The organism is Streptomyces sp. NPDC098781 (genome assembly GCF_044759995.1).
Lineage (GTDB): Bacteria > Actinomycetota > Actinomycetes > Streptomycetales > Streptomycetaceae > Streptomyces.
Map to the genome: position 1 here is coordinate 1202667 of NZ_JBIWAK010000002.1, position 17647 is coordinate 1220313.

At 71.1% G+C, this 17647-nt stretch carries 15 protein-coding genes; 3 read left to right on the forward strand and 12 right to left on the reverse strand.

The window, feature by feature from the left end:
• Positions 1-66: 66 nt before the first annotated feature.
• The 4 genes from ACIQWG_RS11440 to ACIQWG_RS11455 form a co-directional block, all read right to left on the reverse strand.
• On the reverse strand, positions 67-1860 hold the full coding sequence (locus tag ACIQWG_RS11440; RefSeq protein WP_404093287.1) for a TIGR03767 family metallophosphoesterase: 1794 nt from the start codon (positions 1858-1860) through the stop codon (positions 67-69).
• Positions 1861-2105: 245 nt separating this feature from the next.
• Positions 2106-3068: a hypothetical protein gene (locus tag ACIQWG_RS11445; protein WP_404093289.1), complete on the reverse strand. Its 963-nt coding sequence runs from the start codon at positions 3066-3068 to the stop codon at positions 2106-2108.
• The gene (locus ACIQWG_RS11450) at positions 3065-3457 is read right to left on the reverse strand and encodes a hypothetical protein (protein WP_404093290.1); all 393 of its coding nucleotides are present in this window, start codon (positions 3455-3457) and stop codon (positions 3065-3067) included. The genes ACIQWG_RS11445 and ACIQWG_RS11450 overlap by 4 nt, the downstream gene beginning before the upstream one ends.
• A gap of 122 nt (positions 3458-3579) precedes the next feature.
• Positions 3580-4050 carry an NUDIX hydrolase gene (locus ACIQWG_RS11455; RefSeq protein WP_404093291.1) on the reverse strand — a complete coding sequence of 157 codons (471 nt, stop codon included), beginning with the start codon at positions 4048-4050 and terminating at the stop codon, positions 3580-3582.
• A 225-nt stretch (positions 4051-4275) separates the two neighbouring features.
• Here ACIQWG_RS11455 and ACIQWG_RS11460 point away from each other — a divergent pair, with 225 nt between their 5' ends.
• On the forward strand, positions 4276-7560 hold the full coding sequence (locus tag ACIQWG_RS11460; RefSeq protein ID WP_404093292.1) for a S8 family serine peptidase: 3285 nt from the start codon (positions 4276-4278) through the stop codon (positions 7558-7560).
• Positions 7561-7614: 54 nt separating this feature from the next.
• Here ACIQWG_RS11460 and ACIQWG_RS11465 read toward each other — a convergent pair whose 3' ends face one another.
• Both ACIQWG_RS11465 and ACIQWG_RS11470 read right to left on the reverse strand, forming a co-directional pair.
• The gene (locus tag ACIQWG_RS11465) at positions 7615-8325 is read right to left on the reverse strand and encodes a hypothetical protein (RefSeq protein ID WP_404093295.1); all 711 of its coding nucleotides are present in this window, start codon (positions 8323-8325) and stop codon (positions 7615-7617) included.
• A 1-nt stretch (position 8326) separates the two neighbouring features.
• On the reverse strand, positions 8327-8854 hold the full coding sequence (locus tag ACIQWG_RS11470) for an RNA polymerase sigma factor (RefSeq protein ID WP_404093579.1): 528 nt from the start codon (positions 8852-8854) through the stop codon (positions 8327-8329).
• 309 nt (positions 8855-9163) lie between these two features.
• On the opposite strand from ACIQWG_RS11470, the gene ACIQWG_RS11475 reads away from it, so the two are divergent.
• Positions 9164-10180, forward strand: a complete 1017-nt coding sequence (locus ACIQWG_RS11475; RefSeq protein WP_404093297.1) for an aspartate-semialdehyde dehydrogenase — start codon at positions 9164-9166, stop codon at positions 10178-10180.
• Between the two features lie 60 nt (positions 10181-10240).
• On the opposite strand, the gene ACIQWG_RS11480 is transcribed toward ACIQWG_RS11475, so the two are convergent.
• The 3 genes from ACIQWG_RS11480 to ACIQWG_RS11490 are packed head-to-tail and all read right to left on the reverse strand — an operon-like array spanning position 10241 to position 11337.
• Entirely contained in the window at positions 10241-10588 is a 348-nt protein-coding gene (locus tag ACIQWG_RS11480; RefSeq protein ID WP_404093300.1) for a type II toxin-antitoxin system PemK/MazF family toxin, read from the reverse strand.
• The gene (locus tag ACIQWG_RS11485; protein ID WP_404093301.1) at positions 10575-10805 is read right to left on the reverse strand and encodes a ribbon-helix-helix protein, CopG family; all 231 of its coding nucleotides are present in this window, start codon (positions 10803-10805) and stop codon (positions 10575-10577) included. The genes ACIQWG_RS11480 and ACIQWG_RS11485 overlap by 14 nt, the downstream gene beginning before the upstream one ends.
• Positions 10806-10863: 58 nt before the next feature.
• The gene (locus ACIQWG_RS11490) at positions 10864-11337 is read right to left on the reverse strand and encodes a DUF1203 domain-containing protein (protein WP_404093304.1); all 474 of its coding nucleotides are present in this window, start codon (positions 11335-11337) and stop codon (positions 10864-10866) included.
• Between the two features lie 112 nt (positions 11338-11449).
• Here ACIQWG_RS11490 and pepN point away from each other — a divergent pair, with 112 nt between their 5' ends.
• Positions 11450-14026 carry an aminopeptidase N gene (gene pepN, locus ACIQWG_RS11495; protein WP_404093306.1) on the forward strand — a complete coding sequence of 859 codons (2577 nt, stop codon included), beginning with the start codon at positions 11450-11452 and terminating at the stop codon, positions 14024-14026.
• Positions 14027-14092: 66 nt separating this feature from the next.
• Here pepN and ACIQWG_RS11500 read toward each other — a convergent pair whose 3' ends face one another.
• The 3 genes from ACIQWG_RS11500 to ACIQWG_RS11510 all read right to left on the reverse strand — a co-directional run bounded on the left by ACIQWG_RS11500 (position 14093) and on the right by ACIQWG_RS11510 (position 17502).
• On the reverse strand, positions 14093-14995 hold the full coding sequence (locus ACIQWG_RS11500) for a LysR family transcriptional regulator (RefSeq protein ID WP_404093308.1): 903 nt from the start codon (positions 14993-14995) through the stop codon (positions 14093-14095).
• A gap of 14 nt (positions 14996-15009) precedes the next feature.
• Positions 15010-15927, reverse strand: coding sequence for a DMT family transporter (locus ACIQWG_RS11505; protein WP_404093310.1), 918 nt, complete (start codon positions 15925-15927; stop codon positions 15010-15012).
• Positions 15928-16017: 90 nt separating this feature from the next.
• Positions 16018-17502: an FAD-dependent monooxygenase gene (locus ACIQWG_RS11510; RefSeq protein ID WP_404093312.1), complete on the reverse strand. Its 1485-nt coding sequence runs from the start codon at positions 17500-17502 to the stop codon at positions 16018-16020.
• Between the last annotated feature and the right edge of the window lie 145 nt (positions 17503-17647).

Below are 17647 nucleotides of genomic sequence, written 5' to 3' on the forward strand. Positions count from 1 at the left end.
TGGTCGCGGGGAGAGACCGGGCGCCGCCTGCGAAGGGTTGATCCCGACCGGGCGGTTGAGCGGCTTTCAGCCCTTCTTCAGCACCAACTCCGTGTTGCGGTCCTTGCGGTCGCCGCCCAGCTTGGTGCTCGCGCCGGGGGCGTTCAGGGACAGCTCGCGGTAGAGGGCGGCCAGGCCCGGCTGGGAGAGGTCGGTGAAGCTGGTGCGGTGCGGGGCCGAGGACTCGATCAGCGTGGTGAACAGCGAGATCGTGCCGTCCTTGTTGTCCACCACCTCGATGATCCGGGCGAGCTGCGGGAAGTCGACGTGGGAGGCGGTGGAGATCTCCCAGAAGGCGCGCCCGCCGGTGCCGGAGTGCGGGGTGATGACGTTCTTGTGGATGTGGCCGTTCACCCAGGCCAGGACGTTGCGGTGGCTGCCGAGCAGCTGGACCAGCTCGGCCCCGCCCACGCGCCGCTCGTTCGGGCGGGCCGGGTCGCGGCGCAGGTTGTCCATCGTCCCGCTGGTGTGATGGCTGAACACGATCGCGTACGAGTCCTTGTTGTCGCGCAGCGTCTTGTCCAGCCACTTGAACTGGGCCGCCCCGATGGACCCTTCGTAGTGGCCGCCCAGGTCGGTGGTGTCCAGGCTGATCCCGATGACGTCGTCGGCGATCCGGAAGCTGTAGTACTGGGTGCCCGCGTCCAGGTTGGCCGTGGAGTAGCCGTGGCCGACCGGGCCGTGGCCGCGGTGGGCCGGGTCCAGGTGGGCGTGGATGTACTGCTTCGGCGTGAACGGGGCGCGGCTCTCGTCCGGCGTGACCGAGCGCATGGAGCGGGCGTGGGCCTTGAGGAAGTCCTTGAAGACGGTGCCCCTCGGGTCCTTGTCCTGCTTGAGGGAGTCCTGGAGCTTCTTGGCGTCCGACGCGGACACGTTCATGAGCTTCTTGCCGCCGACGGCCAGGTCGGTGAGGTAGGAGTCGCTGTGCGAGGCGTAGGTGCCCAGCGGCATCGCGTCGTGGTTGCCGACCGTGGAGTACCAGGGGATGTTCAGGCCGGGGCTGCGCATCTCGCGGATCGCGGCGGCCAGATAGCCGTCGATGTGCGGGAAGCCGAGCTGCTTGTCGGCGTCGCGGACGCTGTCGTCGGCCTGCCAGTACTGCTTCAGACCGCTGTTCTGGACGCCCTCGTAGTGCCGCGGGTCACCGGTGTTGGGGGTGACCCGGCCACCGCTCATCACCGTCAGGAACCACTCCAGCTCGGACTTGCAGTTGTTGTCCGTGTTGTCGCCGGTGGTCATGGCGAAGTGGAGCGGGGCGCCGGTGACGGGGGCGCCCCGCAGCGCGTTGATCCGCTCGACCATGGCGATGGCGCCCGGCACGGTCAGCGCCTCCTGGGGGCGCCAGGCGTGCACGTCCGTCGAGCGCAGGTACTCCAGGCGCAGCGGGTGCTGGGCGTCGATCAGGTGCAGGTCGGTGAGCTGCACGAAGGAGGCGAGCGCCGTCCGCCTGGTCTCGCGGCCCGACTTGGCGGCGGCCAGGTTCTCGCGCACGACCCGCTTCCAGCCCGGGCCGTCGCCGAGGCGGCGGTAACCGGAGCTGCCCTGCGGGGTGGCGACGCTCGCGACGGTGGTGCCCCGGGTGTACGGGGCGAGCGCGACCGGAACCCTGCGCGAGGCACCGACGGGCGCCTCGGCGGCAGCGGCGTCGGCCGTGCCGGCGCTCGGCGCGCTCGCGCCAGGGGCGGCGGTGGCGGCCTCGCTGTCCGTGGGCCGCAGGGCGTAGCCGAGACCCGCGGACAGCGACACGGCTCCGGTGGCGGCGAGCAGGGTACGGCGGTGGACCCCCAGCGCGGAGCTGGCGACAGAGCGTATGCGCGACATGGCGCGATCTCCCCGAGTGCGAACGCGTCGGCAGTGGTCGCGGGGCGATCGCGGATGCGAACATCCCGCTCACTGTGGATCGTTGGCACCGGGAATGACCTGCGCATGAACATGACGGCAACGGGCAGCGCCGATCACCGTACGTGGATCTTGGGCTACCTTCCGCGTCCACGACCGCTCCTCGAACAGCCGGGACGCGGTCACTCCGTGTTCATCTTTTGGGGTAGGTGAAGCTACTCCTCGGGCTATTCCTCGGGCTGAACTGAGGGCTCCACGGAGGGCCGCCCGGAGGGCTGAGCGGTGTCGGGGGGACTCGTCTCCGGCACGATCGCCACGAAGGTGTCCGTGGCCTCGCGGTAGACGGCGAGGGCCTCGGTCTCGACGGCCGGCCGGTACCAGGTGTTGACCTGATACGACTTGCCGCCCGCATTGAAGCCCAGCAGGCGGGCGTGCCACGGGACTCCGTCGAGCTGGAAGGTGTACTCCCAGACGACGGCAGGGTAATCACGGAACGTCGTCGCCTTCAGCTGGATCTTCCGGTAGCGCTCCCCCTGGGCGGCGTTGCGCTCCGAGGTCCGCCAGATGGCGAGCAGGTCCCCACGGTCGAGCGTCGACTTGGCCGCGAGTTCCTGGGTGCCGTCCGGAGACGTGTAGTGCACCTCGGTCCCCGTTTTCACATCCCTCCGCCAGCCGTCGGGCACGACCCAGGCGAACCCGCCGGACTCCTTGCGCGCCCTCTCCGGCAGCGTCGGCGACGGCGAAGCCCCGACGACGATGGGCAGAGGCTGCGTCGCACCGCCGCCCGAGGCCCATACCGAGACGCCGAGAACCGTGGCGACAGCCAGGACCGCGGCAAGGACGAGCGCGCCGACCGGCCCGCGGCGCGCGGCCTGAGCCGGGGCGTAGGCGACGCGCTGCGCGGCGGCTGTCAGGGCGATCGGCAGGTCGAGCGTGTAGTGCTGCCCGGAGGTGGCAGCCTCCTCCCCCTGCGCCGGGGGCCGCTCATTCGCAACCGGCTCCGTCCCGCGGGCTTTCGCTGGGGCGCGCCGATCGTCCGGCCCCGCGGGCTCGAAGTCGAGCAGCGCCGCCAGATACCTCCGCCACAACGGCAGGTCCCTGCGCCGCCCGTGCTCGATCAGCCGCTCCCGCGCTTCGGGCCGGGCCTGGATCAGCGAGGTCCAGTAGCGCTGCGCGAGGCGCCCGCTCACGATTCGAGCACCTCCGCACCGCCCGGCACGTCCGGGGAGCTCTGCCCCGTCGCCTCGGCCCCGCCTCCCGCGATCGCCGCCTGCAAGGGCCGCAGGTTGCCGAGCTGCCCCAGCAGGGCCGGCGCGGTGGCACCCACGGCGACGGCGGCGAGACCGCCCGTGAGCTGCGGGGAGAAGATCCACCCGGCTCCGGCGCCGAGCGAGACGCGGGTGAGGGCCGCCAGCGCGTCGGACGGCGGGTCGACGTACTTGGCGAGCCTCGGCAGCCTGTCCCGCCGCCTGCTCCGGGACAGGGCCCGGTGCCGGGCCTCCTGCCAAGCCGCGATGCGCCCGTAGAGGACCATGATCTCCACGACGAGACCGCCCAAGGCGCCGTATGCGATGGACATCGACCAGCCCATGGCCGTCCCCCTCGGCGATGGCGACGCACGCGGCCGAACCCGCGGCGCGGGCTCAGCATCCCAGAAAGGTGCACCTTCCGGGAGGGAGTTGGCATTGCCGGGCAGACCAGTTACTCCTGGACATCCACCGGTCCGACGACCCGCCCCGCCGCCGGCCGCTCGCGCCACAGCGCCAGTCCCTTGTCGACCAGGGACACGCGGGTCAGGGCCGGCACGTCGTCCGGCGGGTGCCAGGCCGCCATGTCGGTGGAGCCGTGGGCCTCGTAGCGCAGTTCGCCGCCGGTGATCCTGGCCTCGTAGACCAGCCGTACGCCGTGGTGGTCGACGCCTCGCCCGAATCGTCCCGGAAAGAGGTGATGGGAGGAGTCGATGCCGAGCAGGCCGGTGGGTTCGACGAGGTAGCCGGTCTCCTCCTCCACCTCCCGCACGACCGTGTCGTAGGGGTCCTCGCCGTGTTCCATGCCGCCACCCGGCAGCACCCATTCGAAGCCGTCGCCGTTCAGCACCGGGGAACGCGCGAGGAGGAGTTGTCCGTCACGAACGCATATGGCGTAGGCCGCCACCCTCAACTTCTTGCGCACAGAGGGACGTTAGTCGGCCGAGGGCCGGTTCGGCAGGCGATTATCCGGCTTGTGGGCGGCTTGCCCGTTAGGCACCTCTCGCCCCAAATGCATAGCGGGATTTCCCCATCCGTCCATTTCGATTCCGTCAACTCTTCCCAAACATCCTTCCCTTGCGTAAGGCTGTGCGGTCGTCCGGGGTCGCATACCGGACGACCGATGCTCCTTTACCTACAAGGGATGCCGATGACCCTCACCCCCCAGCGCGATCCCAAGCCGGGTGCCAGACGCGCGGCCCGCATAGCCGTGGCGGCCGGTCTCGTCGCGGCGCTGTCCGCAGCCGGGCCGATACCCATGGCCATAGCCGCGGACCCCGCGCCCGCCGCGACGGACCCGAGCGTCAAGTCCGCCCACGACAAGCTCGGTTCGGACGACGCCGATCTGCTCGCCGAGGCCAAGGCCGGCGGCGACAAAAACATCACGATGATGATCGCGACCGCCCCCGGAGCGACCGAGCAGGTCGCCGAGGAGCTGGACGCGGTCGGCTCTGTGGGCCGTACCTACGACAAGCTGGGCTACGTCCGGGCGACCGTCCCCACCGGCAAGGCCGACAAGGCCATCGCCGCCGCCACGAAGCTCTCCTCGGTGCACGGCATCGACCTGCGCGAGGAGATACCCCTGGACGACCCCGCCGTCGACACGAAGAAGTCGACGGCCGCGAAGACCTCGTACTCCGGCCCCTCCAAGAAGACCCCGGCCGAGAACCCGTACAACCCGTCCTTCGAGACGGGCGCCGTCGACTTCGTGAAGCAGAACCCGAAGGCGGACGGCCGCGGCATCACCATCGGCATCCTCGACTCCGGCATCGACCTCGCGCACCCGGCGCTCCAGAAGACCACCACCGGCGAGCGCAAGATCGTCGACTGGGTCACCGCCACCGACCCGCTGGTCGACAGCGACCGCACCTGGCGGCCGATGGTGACCTCCGTCTCCGGCCCCAGCTTCACCTACGGCGGCAAGACCTGGACCGCGCCGGCCGGCTCCTACCAGGTCAGCACCTTCCTGGAGTCGTACACCACCGGCGGCGACGCGGCGGGCGACGCCAACCGCGACGGCGACAAGACCGACTCCTGGGGCGTCCTCTACGACGCCGCGAACGGCACCGTCCGGGTCGACCTCAACAACAACTTCGACTTCGGTGACGACACCCCGATGAAGCCGTACAAGGACGGCTACCAGATCGGGTACTTCGGCACCGACAACCCGGCCACCGACGTCGCCGAGCGCCAGCCGTTCGTCGTGCAGATCCGCAAGGACGTGCCGATGGACCCGCTGGGCGGGGACTGGGTCGGCCAGAAGCGCGACTTCGTCAACATCGGTGTCATCGAGTCCGAGCACGGCACCCACGTCGCCGGCATCACCGCCGCGAACGGCCTGTTCGGCGGCAAGATGAACGGTGCGGCCCCGGGCGCGAAGCTCGTCGCCTCCCGTGCCTGCACCTGGACCGGCGGCTGCACCAACGTCGCGCTCACCGAGGGCATGATCGACCTCGTCGTCAACCGCGGCGTCGACATCGTCAACATGTCCATAGGCGGCCTGCCGGCGCTGAACGACGGCAACAACGCGCGCGCCGAGCTGTACACGCGCCTGATCGACACCTACGGCGTCCAGCTGGTCATATCCGCCGGCAACTCCGGCCCCGGCGCCAACACCATCGGCGACCCGGGTCTGGCGAACAAGGTGATCTCGGTCGGCGCGACCGTCTCCAAGGAGACCTGGGCCGCCAACTACGGCTCGGTCGTGGAGAAGAAGTACGCGATGATGCCGTTCTCCTCGCGCGGCCCGCGTGAGGACGGCGGCTTCACCCCGACGCTCTCCGCGCCGGGCGCCTCGATCAACACCATCCAGACCTGGCTGCCGGGCGCCCCGGTCGCCGAGGCGGGCTACACGCTGCCGGCCGGCTACGGCATGCTCCAGGGCACCTCGATGGCGTCCCCGCAGGCGGCGGGCGCGTCCGCGCTGCTGCTGAGCGCCGCCAAGGCCAAGGGCATCGCCCTCACCCCGGCGAAGCTGCGCACCGCGCTGACCTCGACCGCCGACCACATCAAGGGCGTGCAGGCGTACGAGGAGGGGGCCGGCCTCATCAACATCCCGGACGCCTGGGACTCCATCCGTGACGGCGCCACCGCCCACGAGTACACGGTGAAGGCACCGGTCGACACCGCGATCGACCAGTTCCTGAAGACCCCGGGCTTCGGCACCGGCGTCTACGACCGCGAGGGCGGCCTCAAGGCCGGTCAGAAGAAGACGTACGACGTCACGATCACCCGTACGTCCGGCGCGGACAAGGCGATCCGGCACGAGCTGCACTTCGAGAACAACGCCGGTGGCACCTTCAGGATCGTCGGCTCGGACGAGATCAGCCTCGGCCTGAACAAGCCGGTCACCGTCAAGGTCGCCGCGAAGCCGTCCTCGGCCGGCATCAAGAGCGCGATCCTGGAGGTCGACGACCCGCGCACCGAGGGCACCGACAAGCTGGTCCTCAATACGGTCGTGGTCTCCGCGCCGCTGAAGTACAGCTACTCGGCGTCCGGTTCGGTGCAGCGCAACAGCACCAAGTCGTACTTCGTGACCGTCCCCGAGGGCGCGAAGTCCCTGGAGGTCGCGATCGGCGGGCTCAAGGACAAGAGCCAGACCCGGTTCATCGCCATCCACCCGTACGGCGTCCCGTCGGACAACACCGGCACCCCGTACTGCTACAACAACTACCTCGACGGCAACGGCTGCAAGCCGGACGCGCGTTCCTACGCCGACCCGCAGGCCGGCGTCTGGGAGATCGAGGTCGAGTCGCGCCGTACGTCGCCGCTGCTCGACAACCCGTACAAGCTGGACGTCACCGTCCTCGGCGCGGCCTTCGACCCGGAGACCGTGACCATCCCCGAGGCCAAGGTCGGCACGCCGACCGACGCCTCCTGGAAGGTGACCAACAACTACGCGGCGATCGACGGCAAGCTGGCCGGCGGCCCGCTCGGCTCGTCGAAGACGGCCCGTCCGACCATCGCCGAGGGCGCCACGCAGACCACCACGGTCGACGTGCCCGAGGGCGCGACCTCGCTCGATGTCTCCATCGGCAACGTCTCCGACGCGGCCGCGGACCTCGACCTGGTCGTGTACGACGCGGCCGGCACCGAGGTCGGCAGCTCCGCCGACGGTGACTCGGAGGAGGCGGTCTCGGTCGCGAACCCGGCCGCCGGCAAGTACAGCGTCGAGGTGATCGGTTACTCGGTGCCGAGCGGTTCGACGGCGTACGACTACCTGGACGTGTTCTTCTCCGCCTCGCTCGGCACGGTCACGGTCGACGACGCTCCGGTGAAGCTCGGCACGGGCCAGTCGGCCACCGTCTCCGGCAAGGTCACCGCACAGGCGGCGGCGCCGGAGGGACGTGAGTTCTTCGGCCAGGTCCAGCTGCTCAACGCGCGCGGCACGGTCGCAGGCGTGGGCAACGTGAAGATCGAGAAGGTCACGCCGTAGTCGGTGACACGACGGTGAGGGCGGGCGTCCGGTTCGGGCGCCCGCCCTTCGTCGTCAGCAGGTGAGCTTCCGCGACTGAGCCAGCGAGGCGGTGATCCAGGCCCGTTCGGGGGCGATCTCCCGCTCGCCGACGGCGACCAGGTCGGGTGCCGCGGCGCCCCGGGGGATGCCGACCAGGATGTGCTCGCCCCTGGCGACCGAACCCTGCTCCATCCGGAAGGTCACCTCGGCCTCGCTCTTCTCCGGCTGGTAGGAACGGCTCACGCGCAGGGTGACGCGCTGTTGTGCCGTCCCGGGCACGGACTCCACGGCGATGACGTCCCCCTCGGCGACCAGACGGGCGCAGGCGAGGTAGCGGGAGCTTCCGGAGCCTGTTTCCGACTGCTTGGAAGCCGCCGAGTCGGCCGCGCTTCCGGCGGCCGAGCCGCCGCCCCCGGCCTGTCCCGCCAGCCAGCCCAGGCCGGCCACGACGGACGCGGCGGCGGCGACCGCGAGGGTGCCGAGGGCGAGCCTGAAGGCGCGCCGCCGGGTGCCGGCGGGCCGTCGTACGGGAACGGGTGCGGGTTCGGCGGCCGGGGCGGGCGGCTCGGCGAGCGCCTGCCCGATGATGCCGAGCTGCTCGCGCAGCAGCGCCAGGTCGGCGACCGCGCGGCTGTGCTCGGCCATGAAGGCGGCGTCCGCGCGGGTGGCGTCCGTGAGCGGTTCCTCGGTGATCGCGGCCATCAGCGCGTCCACGCCGGTACGGCCTTCGTCCTCGGCGGTCATGTCACACCACCTCGTCCTCGTGCAGGCGGGCGCGCAGGGCCCGTACCGCCGTGTGCAGCCGGCTCTTGACCGTGCCCTCCGGGATGCCGAGCTCCTCGGCGATGTCGCGCACGGGGAGATCGCCGTAGAAGCGCAGGACCACGACCTGACGCTGGGCGTCGGGCAGTTCGTCCAGGCCCCGGGCGACGGCGAGGGCGAGCAGGCTGGCCTCCTCGCCGGAGGGGTGGGCCGGCTCACGCAGGGAGGCGAGCCGTTCGCCGAGCCGCTCCTGGCGCTTCTTGGCGCGGTGCCAGTCCATGGCGAGGTTGGAGGCGACGACCGCCGCCCACGCCGACACGTCCCGCGGTGCCTCACGTCCGCTCGCGGCCCGCTCCAGCAGCCGCAGCCGGACCTGCTGCACCCCGTCCGGCAGGTCCGCCTGCGGCACACCGCCGAGCGCGAGCACCGCCCGTACCCGACGCTCCTGGGCCGCGTCCAGGGGATCGGCGTGATCGTCCTCCTGGGCCCGGCGGGCCTTTCTGCGCAGCACAAGCCACCCCCTCACCGCGTTTCCTCTACGACGCCGCGGCGCACGGAAACGTTCGCTCCGGGCGCCGGGAGTTTCCGAGAGGTGTACGTCACACCCCCGCGCGGGCGCAGCACAGCTTGCGGCACGAGGGCCCCGCGGGACGAATTTATGCAGCTCAGCGGGGGTACGGACGACAGTTCCGGAACCGTGCGGCCGATCGGGGCGTCCCTGTGAGGGGGTATGAAGCGCAAAGAATTGGACAGGCGGACCTGGGTCGGCCGCATGATGGGACAGGCCGCAGACATGCAAGAACGCCAAGAAGGAGTCGCCGTGAGGGTCGGAATCGTCGGAGCCACCGGTCAGGTCGGCACGGTCATGCTCAGGATCCTCAAGGAGCGCGACTTCCCGGTCACCGAGCTGCGCCTGTTCGCCTCGGCCCGCTCGGCGGGCTCGGTCCTGGACGGCGTGACGGTGGAGGACGCGGCGACGGCCGACTACTCCGGTCTGGACATCGTGCTGTTCTCGGCCGGCGGCGCCACCTCGAAGGCGCTGGCGCCGAAGGTCGCCGCGCAGGGCCCCGTGGTGATCGACAACTCCTCGGCCTGGCGCCGCGACCCGGAGGTGCCGCTGGTCGTCTCCGAGGTGAACCCGCACGCGATCGCCGACCGCCCCAAGGGCATCATCGCCAACCCGAACTGCACGACGATGGCCGCGATGCCGGTGCTGAAGCCGCTGCACGCCGAGGCGGGCCTCCAGGCGCTGGTCGTCGCCACCTACCAGGCGGTGTCGGGCTCCGGTCTGGCGGGCGTGGACGAGCTGTTCGAGCAGGTCAAGAAGGTCGGCGACGACGCGCCGAAGCTGACCCACGACGGCTCGGCGGCGGACTTCCCGGAGCCGAACAAGTACGTGGCCCCGATCGCGTACAACGTCCTTCCGCTGGCCGGCTCCATCGTCGACGACGGTCTGCACGAGACCGACGAGGAGCAGAAGCTCCGCCACGAGTCGCGCAAGATCCTCGAGGTGCCCGGCCTGAAGGTCTCCGGCACCTGTGTGCGCGTCCCGGTCTTCTCCGGCCACTCCCTCCAGGTCAACGCCCGCTTCGCCCGCCCGATCAGCGTGGAGCGCGCCAAGGAGCTGCTCGCCGGCGCCCCCGGCGTGGCCCTCACCGAGGTCCCGACCCCGCTCCAGGCGGCCGGCCAGGACCCGTCGTACGTCGGCCGCATCCGCCAGGACGAGACGGTCGAGCACGGCCTGGCCCTGTTCATCTCCAACGACAACCTCCGCAAGGGCGCCGCGCTGAACGCGGTGCAGATCGCGGAGCTGGTGGCGGCCGAGCTGAAGGGCTGACACCCGCACCTACGTCGAAGGGGCGCCCACCGGTGGACGGTGGGCGCCCCTTGGTCGTGCTCAGAGTGCCAGTTGCTGGCGCAGCGCCTGGTCGATCTCCTTCAGCGCCTGCGGCGGCACGCCACCGATACGATGGCCGAACCGCGACAGGTCGAGCGCCCGGATCTGCTCGCACTGCGCCTTGGAGTCGACCCTCAGGCCACACTCCGCCGCATGCAGGAAGACCTGGAACGGCCGGACGTGTGTGACGTTGGAGGTCACAGGCACGACGGCCAGGATGCCCCGCCCCGCCCGGTCGGCCATTCGGTTCGCGGCGTTGTTGGTCACGAGGACCGCCGGACGTCTCTTGTTCGCCTCGCTGCCGACGACCGGCTCCAGATCCACCAGATAGATGTCACCGCGGTTCATCAGAAATGCCGTCCCCCACCGTGCGGTCCCACAGTTCCGCGTCCTCGCTCGCGTACCACTCGTCCCAGGCCGCGAGGTACTCCTCCTCCAGTGCCGACTCGCGCAGCATCTGGATGGCGTCGTGTATCACCGCGGATCTGGAATCAGCCGCCTTCTTGGCGGCGTACTCGTCGACGAAGGCGACATCCTCCTGCGGCAGGCTCACACTGATCTTCATACTCTCAGAGTAGCAGGGTATGACCCAGCTGGCTACCGCTCGTACTACTGACCGAGAGCTAACCCTTGCGCACCTCATAGAGGAAACACCCGTACTCCACCGCGCGCACGTGGACGAACGCCACCGCCGGGTCACCGAAGGCCTCCGCGAAGGCTCCTTCGAAGTCCCCCGGCTCCACCAGCCGCCCCCCGAGGATCCGCCCGTCGGCCGAGTACCGGCGGACGGTCCGGTGCGCGTGGGCGAAGGGCAGCGCGCCCCCGTCCGGCCCGCCGCACTCCTCGGCGTGGATGAACACCGGCCCCTGCTCGTCGTACGCCCCCGGATCGGCGCCGCTCTCCGCCGCCCACCGCCGCAGCGGCGCGTACGAGACGAGGGCGATCCGCTCGCCGGGCGCGCTGCGGCGCAGGCAGCAGCGCAGGGGCGCCCCGCCCTCCTCGTCGGTCAGGGGAACCGTGCGGCGTCCGGCGTCGTCGGCGGAGCGCAGTTCCTTCAGGACTGTCGGATCGATGGCGTTCGCCAGGTACTTCGTCATGCCCCCAGCCTCACGCGCCCGCGCCCCGCCGACCGGCGGTAAACGGACATCGCGCTGCGCACAGCTCCCATGGAAGGATGACCGAACCCACACATATCGAGGAGATGACCGCGTGCCTGGCACAAACCTGACTCGCGAAGAGGCGCAGCAGCGGGCGAAGCTGCTCACCGTTGACTCGTACGAGATCGATCTCGACCTCTCCGGCGCGCAGGAGGGCGGCACCTACCGGTCCGTGACCACGGTGCGCTTCGACGTCGCCGACAAGGGCGCCGCCTCCTTCATCGACCTCGTGGCCCCGGCCGTCCACGAGGTGACGCTCAACGGCGATCCGCTCGACGCGAGCGAGGTCTTCAAGGACTCCCGGATCGCCCTGCCGGGCCTGCTGGAGGGGCGCAACGTCCTGCGGGTCGTCGCCGACTGCGCGTACACCAACACCGGCGAGGGCCTGCACCGCTTCGTCGACCCGGTCGACCAGCAGGCCTACCTGTACACCCAGTTCGAGGTGCCCGACGCCCGCCGGGTCTTCGCGTCCTTCGAGCAGCCCGACCTGAAGGCCACCTTCCAGTTCACCGTGAAGGCGCCGGAGGGCTGGACGGTCATCTCCAACTCGCCCACCCCGGAACCCCAGGACAACGTCTGGGCGTTCGAGCCGACGCCGCGCATCTCGACGTACATCACGGCGCTCATCGTCGGCCCGTACCACTCCGTGCACAGCGTGTACGAGAAGGACGGCCAGTCGGTCCCGCTCGGCATCTACTGCCGGCCCTCGCTCGCCGAGTTCCTCGACTCGGACGCCATCTTCGAGGTGACCCGGCAGGGCTTCGACTGGTTCCAGGAGAAGTTCGACTACGCGTACCCGTTCAAGAAGTACGACCAGCTGTTCGTGCCGGAGTTCAACGCGGGCGCGATGGAGAACGCGGGCGCGGTGACCATCCGCGACCAGTACGTGTTCCGCTCCAAGGTGACGGACGCCGCCTACCTGGGCCGGGCCGAGACCATCCTGCACGAGCTGGCCCACATGTGGTTCGGCGACCTGGTCACCATGGAGTGGTGGAACGACCTGTGGCTGAACGAGTCGTTCGCCACCTACACCTCCATCGCCTGCCAGGCGCACGCCCCCGGCACGCGCTGGCCGCACGCCTGGACGACGTTCGCCAACCAGATGAAGACGTGGGCGTACCGCCAGGACCAGCTGCCGTCCACGCACCCGATCATGGCGGAGATCCGCGACCTGGACGACGTCCTCGTCAACTTCGACGGCATCACCTACGCCAAGGGCGCCTCCGTCCTCAAGCAGCTCGTGTCGTACGTCGGCCAGGACGAGTTCTTCCAGGGCGTCCAGGCGTACTTCAAGCGGCACGCGTTCGGCAACACCCGCCTGAGCGACCTGCTGGGCGCGCTGGAGGAGACCTCCGGCCGCGACCTGAAGACCTGGTCGAAGGCGTGGCTGGAGACGGCCGGCATCAACATCCTGCGCCCCGAGATCGAGACGGACCCGTCCGGTGTGATCACGTCCTTCGCGATCCGCCAGGAGGCCCCGGCGCTGCCCGCCGGCGCCAAGGGCGAGCCGACGCTGCGTCCGCACCGGATCGCCGTCGGCCTGTACAACCTGGACGACGCCTCCGGGAAGCTGCTGCGCGACGAGCGCATCGAGCTCGACGTGGACGGCGAACTGACCGCCGTGGCGCAGCTCGCCGGTCAGCGCCGCCCCGACGTGATCCTGCTGAACGACGACGACCTGTCGTACGCGAAGGTCCGCCTGGACGAGGAGTCGCTGGCGTTCGTCACGGACCACCTCGGCGACTTCGAGGCGTCCCTCCCCCGGGCCCTGTGCTGGGCCTCGTCCTGGGACATGACCCGCGACGCCGAACTCGCCACCCGCGACTACCTCTCGCTGGTCCTGTCGGGCATCGGCAAGGAGTCCGACATCGGTGTCGTGCAGTCGCTCCAGCGCCAGGTGAAGCTGGCGATCGAGCTGTACGCCGCCCCGGCCACCCGCGAGGCTCTGCTGACCCGCTGGACGGACGCCACGCTGGCCCATCTGCGTGCGGCGGAACCGGGCGGCGACCACCAGCTGGCGTGGGCGCGGGCGTTCGCCGCGGCGGCCCGCACACCGGAGCAGCTGGATCTGCTGGAGGCACTGCTGGACGGCTCCCAGGTGATCGAGGGCCTGGCCGTCGACACCGAGCTGCGCTGGGCGTTCGTGCAGCGCCTCGCCGCGGTGGGCCGCTACGACGAGACGGAGATCGCGGGCGAGTACGAGCGGGACCGGACCGCGGCCGGTGAGCGGCACGCGGCCACGGCCCGCGCCGCCCGCCCGACACCGGAGGCCAAGGCCGAGGCCTGGGCGTCGGTCATCGACTCCGACAAGCTGCCCAACGCGGTGCAGGAGGCCGTGATCGGCGGCTTCGTCCAGACCGACCAGCGGGAGTTGCTCGCCCCGTACACCGACAAGTTCTTCGAGGTGGTCAAGGGCGTGTGGGACTCCCGCTCGCACGAGATCGCCCAGCAGATCGCCATCGGTCTGTACCCGACGCTCCAGATCTCCGAGGACACGCTCCGCAAGACCGACGCCTGGCTGACCTCGGCCCAGCCGAACGCGGCCCTGCGACGCCTGGTCTCGGAGTCCCGCGCGGGCGTCGAGCGCGCGCTGCGGGCACAGGAGGCGGATGCGGCGGCGGGGCAGTAGCGGTCCGTCGTAGCAGGTGAGCAACGGGGCGCCCGGCGTGATGCCGGGCGCCCCTTGCCGTCTTCGTCAAGCGAGCCCGGCAGCGACGTCCTCCAGAGCCGACAGCACCTTCCCCACGGCGACCGAAGCCTCGCTCCCCCGCCGCACCGCCGCCACCACATGCCGCACCGGCCGCTGCTCCCCCAACTCCCGCATCACGACGCCGTCCCTGCCCACCGCGACCGTCCGCGGCACCAGCGCCACCCCCATCCCTGCCTCCACCATCGCCAGGATCGCCGTCCACCCCGCGGCGGAATGCCCCTGCCGGGGACTGAACCCGGCCGCCGCACAGGCCCCCCGGGTGATGTCCGACCACGGCCCGCTCCCGCCGAAGATCCACTCCTCCCCCGCGAGATCGCCCAGCCGCAGCCCCGCCACCTCCGCCAGCGCGTGCCCCACGGGCAGAGCGACGTCCAGTGGATCCGCCAGCAACGGCACCCGCGTGAACCGCGCGTCCCCGACCACCGGCGCCTGCGCCGCCAGCGACAGCGCGAGGTCCACCTCCCCGCCGGCCAGCAGCTCGTACGCCTCCCCGGCCTCGGCCTCCCGCACCCGTACGGCCACGCCGGGCGCCGTGGCCCGCAGCGCCCGCACGGCCGGTACGACCAGCGCCGGCACCGCGGTGGAGAAGGCCCCGACCCGCACCTCCCCGACCTCCCCGTGCAGGTAGGCCGCCAACTCCGCGTCCGCTCGCTCCAGTTGCTCGAACACGGCCTCGGCGTGCCCCAGCACCAGCCGCGCCGCGTCGGTCAGCCGCACCCGCCGCCCCTGGGCCTCCAGCAACGGCACCCCGAGTTGCCGGGCGAGGTTCGTCAGCTGCTGCGACACCGCCGAGGGCGTCATCCGCAGCGCCTCGGCCGTCGCGGTCACCGTCCCTCGCTCCCGCAACGTCCGCAGGATCAGCAACTTCCGGATGTCCCACTCGGCCATGGCGGCAACCTACGTCACCGCCGGGTCGCCGCCCCCAGCACGACTCCGCCGAGGATCAGCGCCATGCACAGCATCTGCGCCCAGCCGGTCGCCTCGCCGAGCAACGCCCAGGACAGCAGGGCCACACACACCGGCTGGAGGTAGTAGACGACTCCGGCCCGGCTCGGGCCGACCAGCGCGATCGCCCTGTTCCAGGCGAAGAACGCTACGGCGGACGAGGCGACGCCGACATAGAGGATCGGCAGGACCGTGCCGGGCGTCGGCTCGAAGCCGCCCTGTACCGCCAGGCTCACTCCCTGCGCGGGCAGCAGCAGCGCCGTACCGAACAGGAACGTGGTGAACAGGAAGGCCGTACCGCCCAGTTCGGCGGGCTTGCGCCGGAGCAGTCCGCTGTACGCCCCGAAGCAGCACGCCGCCGCCACCATCCACAGGTCCCCGACCGCGAACCGGGCCCCGCCCGTGCCGCCCCCGATCAGCAGGACCACCCCCGCGCACGCCACCAGCAGCCCCACGACCCGGCGTGTGCCCAGCCGTACCCCCGCCCCCCGCTCGAACACGGCCATCAGCACCGGCGAGGCGGCCATGATCATGCCCATGTTGGCGGCCGGTGTGGTCAACCCGGCCTGGTTGACGAGGGTGTTGTAGACGCTGACGCCGAGGAGCGCGGCGAGGAGCACGAACCCGAGGTGACGGCGGATCACTTTCCGCTGCCGCCAGGCCCGCCGCGCCCCGAACGGTGCCACCGCCGTCAACGCCACCAGCCATCTCCAGAACGCGTGCTGCACCGGCGGCACGCTGTCGTGCAGCGCGCGGGAGGTGACGAAGCTGCCGGACCAGACGACGGTCGCGAGGGCGGCGAGCGCGATCCCGAGGGCGGCTGCCCTCGGGATCGGGGTGGTGGTGCGGGGCGTCCTTTCGAGGGAGACGGTCACTCAGGTCCCTTCGGTGGTCGATGATCTCGGTCGATCCACCGTCGCAGCGCCGCACCTGTCGCGTCCATCGAAACTTTTCGAGCATTCCTTTCAGCAGAACTGAAAGGTGAGGCCCGCCTCGACGGCCGCCGCGTCCGCGTCGTCCGCCGCCCAGGCCACATATCCGTCGGGCCGTACGAGCACGGCCGTACGGCGGTCGCCCGCCCAGTGCTCCACGGCCGGCCCGTCCTCGCGGGCACCCGCACGCTCGGCCACCTGCACCGTCTTCGGCGTGACCAGCACGAACCGTCCGCCCCGCAGCGCCTCGTACAGCCGCTGCCCGCTCCGGAGGGTCACGTCCGGGACGCGGGTGCCGACCAGGCGGTGGGCGCCGCGCGGGGCGGGGTACCGGTAGCCGATGCCCGAGATCTGGGCCAGGGCCTTGGTCCGGGCGGGGCGGGCGGCGTTGACGAAGGCGGAGAGCAGGCCGCGCACGGCGCGCAGTGCCGGGTTCTGCGCGCGGGCCAGCCGGACCAGCCCGCCGCTGCTGCGCAGCACCGTCCGGCCGACCGGGTGGCGCTCGGCCTGGTAGCTGTCGAGGAGAGCCTCGGTCGCCCGGCCCCGCAGGACCGCCGCGAGCTTCCAGCCGAGGTTGGCCGCGTCCTGGAGGCCGGTGTTCATGCCCTGGCCGCCGGCCGGCGAGTGGATGTGGGCGGCGTCGCCCGCCAGCAGGACCCGCCCGACCCGGTACTGCGGCACCTGACGCTCGTCGCTGTGGAAGCGGGAGAGCCAGCGGGCGTCGTGCATGCCGTAGTCGGTGCCCAGCGCTCGCCGGGTGACCTCCTTGACCTCGTCGAGGTCGATCGGGGTGTCGTCGGGGACCTCGTGGCGGCGGTTCCAGCCCATGACGCGGTACCAGCCGTCGCCGAAGGAGGCGATCATCGCGAAGGCGTCGCCCGCGCCGTTGACGGTGAGCACCCCCTCGGGCCGTTCGGCGAGCCGGACGTCGGCCAGGAAGAGGGACTTGATGACGGAGGAACCGGGGAACGGCAGGCCGAGCGCCGCGCGTACCGCGCTGCGGTGGCCGTCCGTGCCGACGACGTAGGCCGAGCGGAGGGTGCCGACCGTCCCGTCCGGGCCGCGCACCTCCAGGTCGACGCCGGCGTCGTCCTGCCGCAGCCCCACGACCTCGCTCTCGTGACGGAACTCCACGCCGAGCTCCCACGCCCGCCGCTCCAGCAGCCGCTCGACCTCGTACTGCGGGGTGATGAGCAGGAACGGGAAGCGGGACGGCAGGGTGCCGAGGTCGAGGGAGAGGCGGCGGAACAGGCGGAGCTGGGTGATGGTGCTGCCGGTGGCGATCAGCTCGTCGGCGAGACCCCGGGCGTCGAGCTGCTCCAGGGTGCGGGCGTGCACACCGAAGGCCCGGGAGAGGTTGCTGATCTTGCGGGGGCGCCTCTCGACGACGGTGACCGGGACGCCGGCGGAGGCGAGGTCCCCGGCCAGGAGGAGGCCGGTGGGGCCGGAACCCACGACGGTCACGGGGTGGGTGGTGGGGGCGGCGCTGGTGTCGGTGCCGTTGTCGGTGCCGTTCATGATGGCCCTCCTGGGATGCCCACGATCGTTTGCCCACGATCGTTTGCCCACGATCGTTCGCCAACGGTTGTTGGTCAACAGGTGTTGGTCAACGCTTGTTGGCAACGTTAGGAGCACGCCGTGGGAGTGTCAACACCTGTTGGCC

Excerpts from the sequence above, each read along its gene's own strand:
- ACIQWG_RS11500 (WP_404093308.1), bottom strand. The coding sequence starts at position 14,995 with ATGGCCGAGTGGGACATCCGGAAGTTGCTGATCCTGCGGACGTTGCGG.
- ACIQWG_RS11485 (WP_404093301.1), bottom strand. The coding sequence starts at position 10,805 with ATGAAGATCAGTGTGAGCCTGCCGCAGGAGGATGTCGCCTTCGTCGAC.
- ACIQWG_RS11510 (WP_404093312.1), bottom strand. The coding sequence starts at position 17,502 with ATGAACGGCACCGACAACGGCACCGACACCAGCGCCGCCCCCACCACC.
- ACIQWG_RS11465 (WP_404093295.1), bottom strand. The coding sequence starts at position 8,325 with ATGACCGCCGAGGACGAAGGCCGTACCGGCGTGGACGCGCTGATGGCC.
- ACIQWG_RS11440 (WP_404093287.1), bottom strand. The coding sequence starts at position 1,860 with ATGTCGCGCATACGCTCTGTCGCCAGCTCCGCGCTGGGGGTCCACCGC.
- ACIQWG_RS11460 (WP_404093292.1), top strand. The coding sequence starts at position 4,276 with ATGACCCTCACCCCCCAGCGCGATCCCAAGCCGGGTGCCAGACGCGCG.
- ACIQWG_RS11480 (WP_404093300.1), bottom strand. The coding sequence starts at position 10,588 with ATGAACCGCGGTGACATCTATCTGGTGGATCTGGAGCCGGTCGTCGGC.
- ACIQWG_RS11450 (WP_404093290.1), bottom strand. The coding sequence starts at position 3,457 with ATGTCCATCGCATACGGCGCCTTGGGCGGTCTCGTCGTGGAGATCATG.
- ACIQWG_RS11490 (WP_404093304.1), bottom strand. The coding sequence starts at position 11,337 with ATGACGAAGTACCTGGCGAACGCCATCGATCCGACAGTCCTGAAGGAA.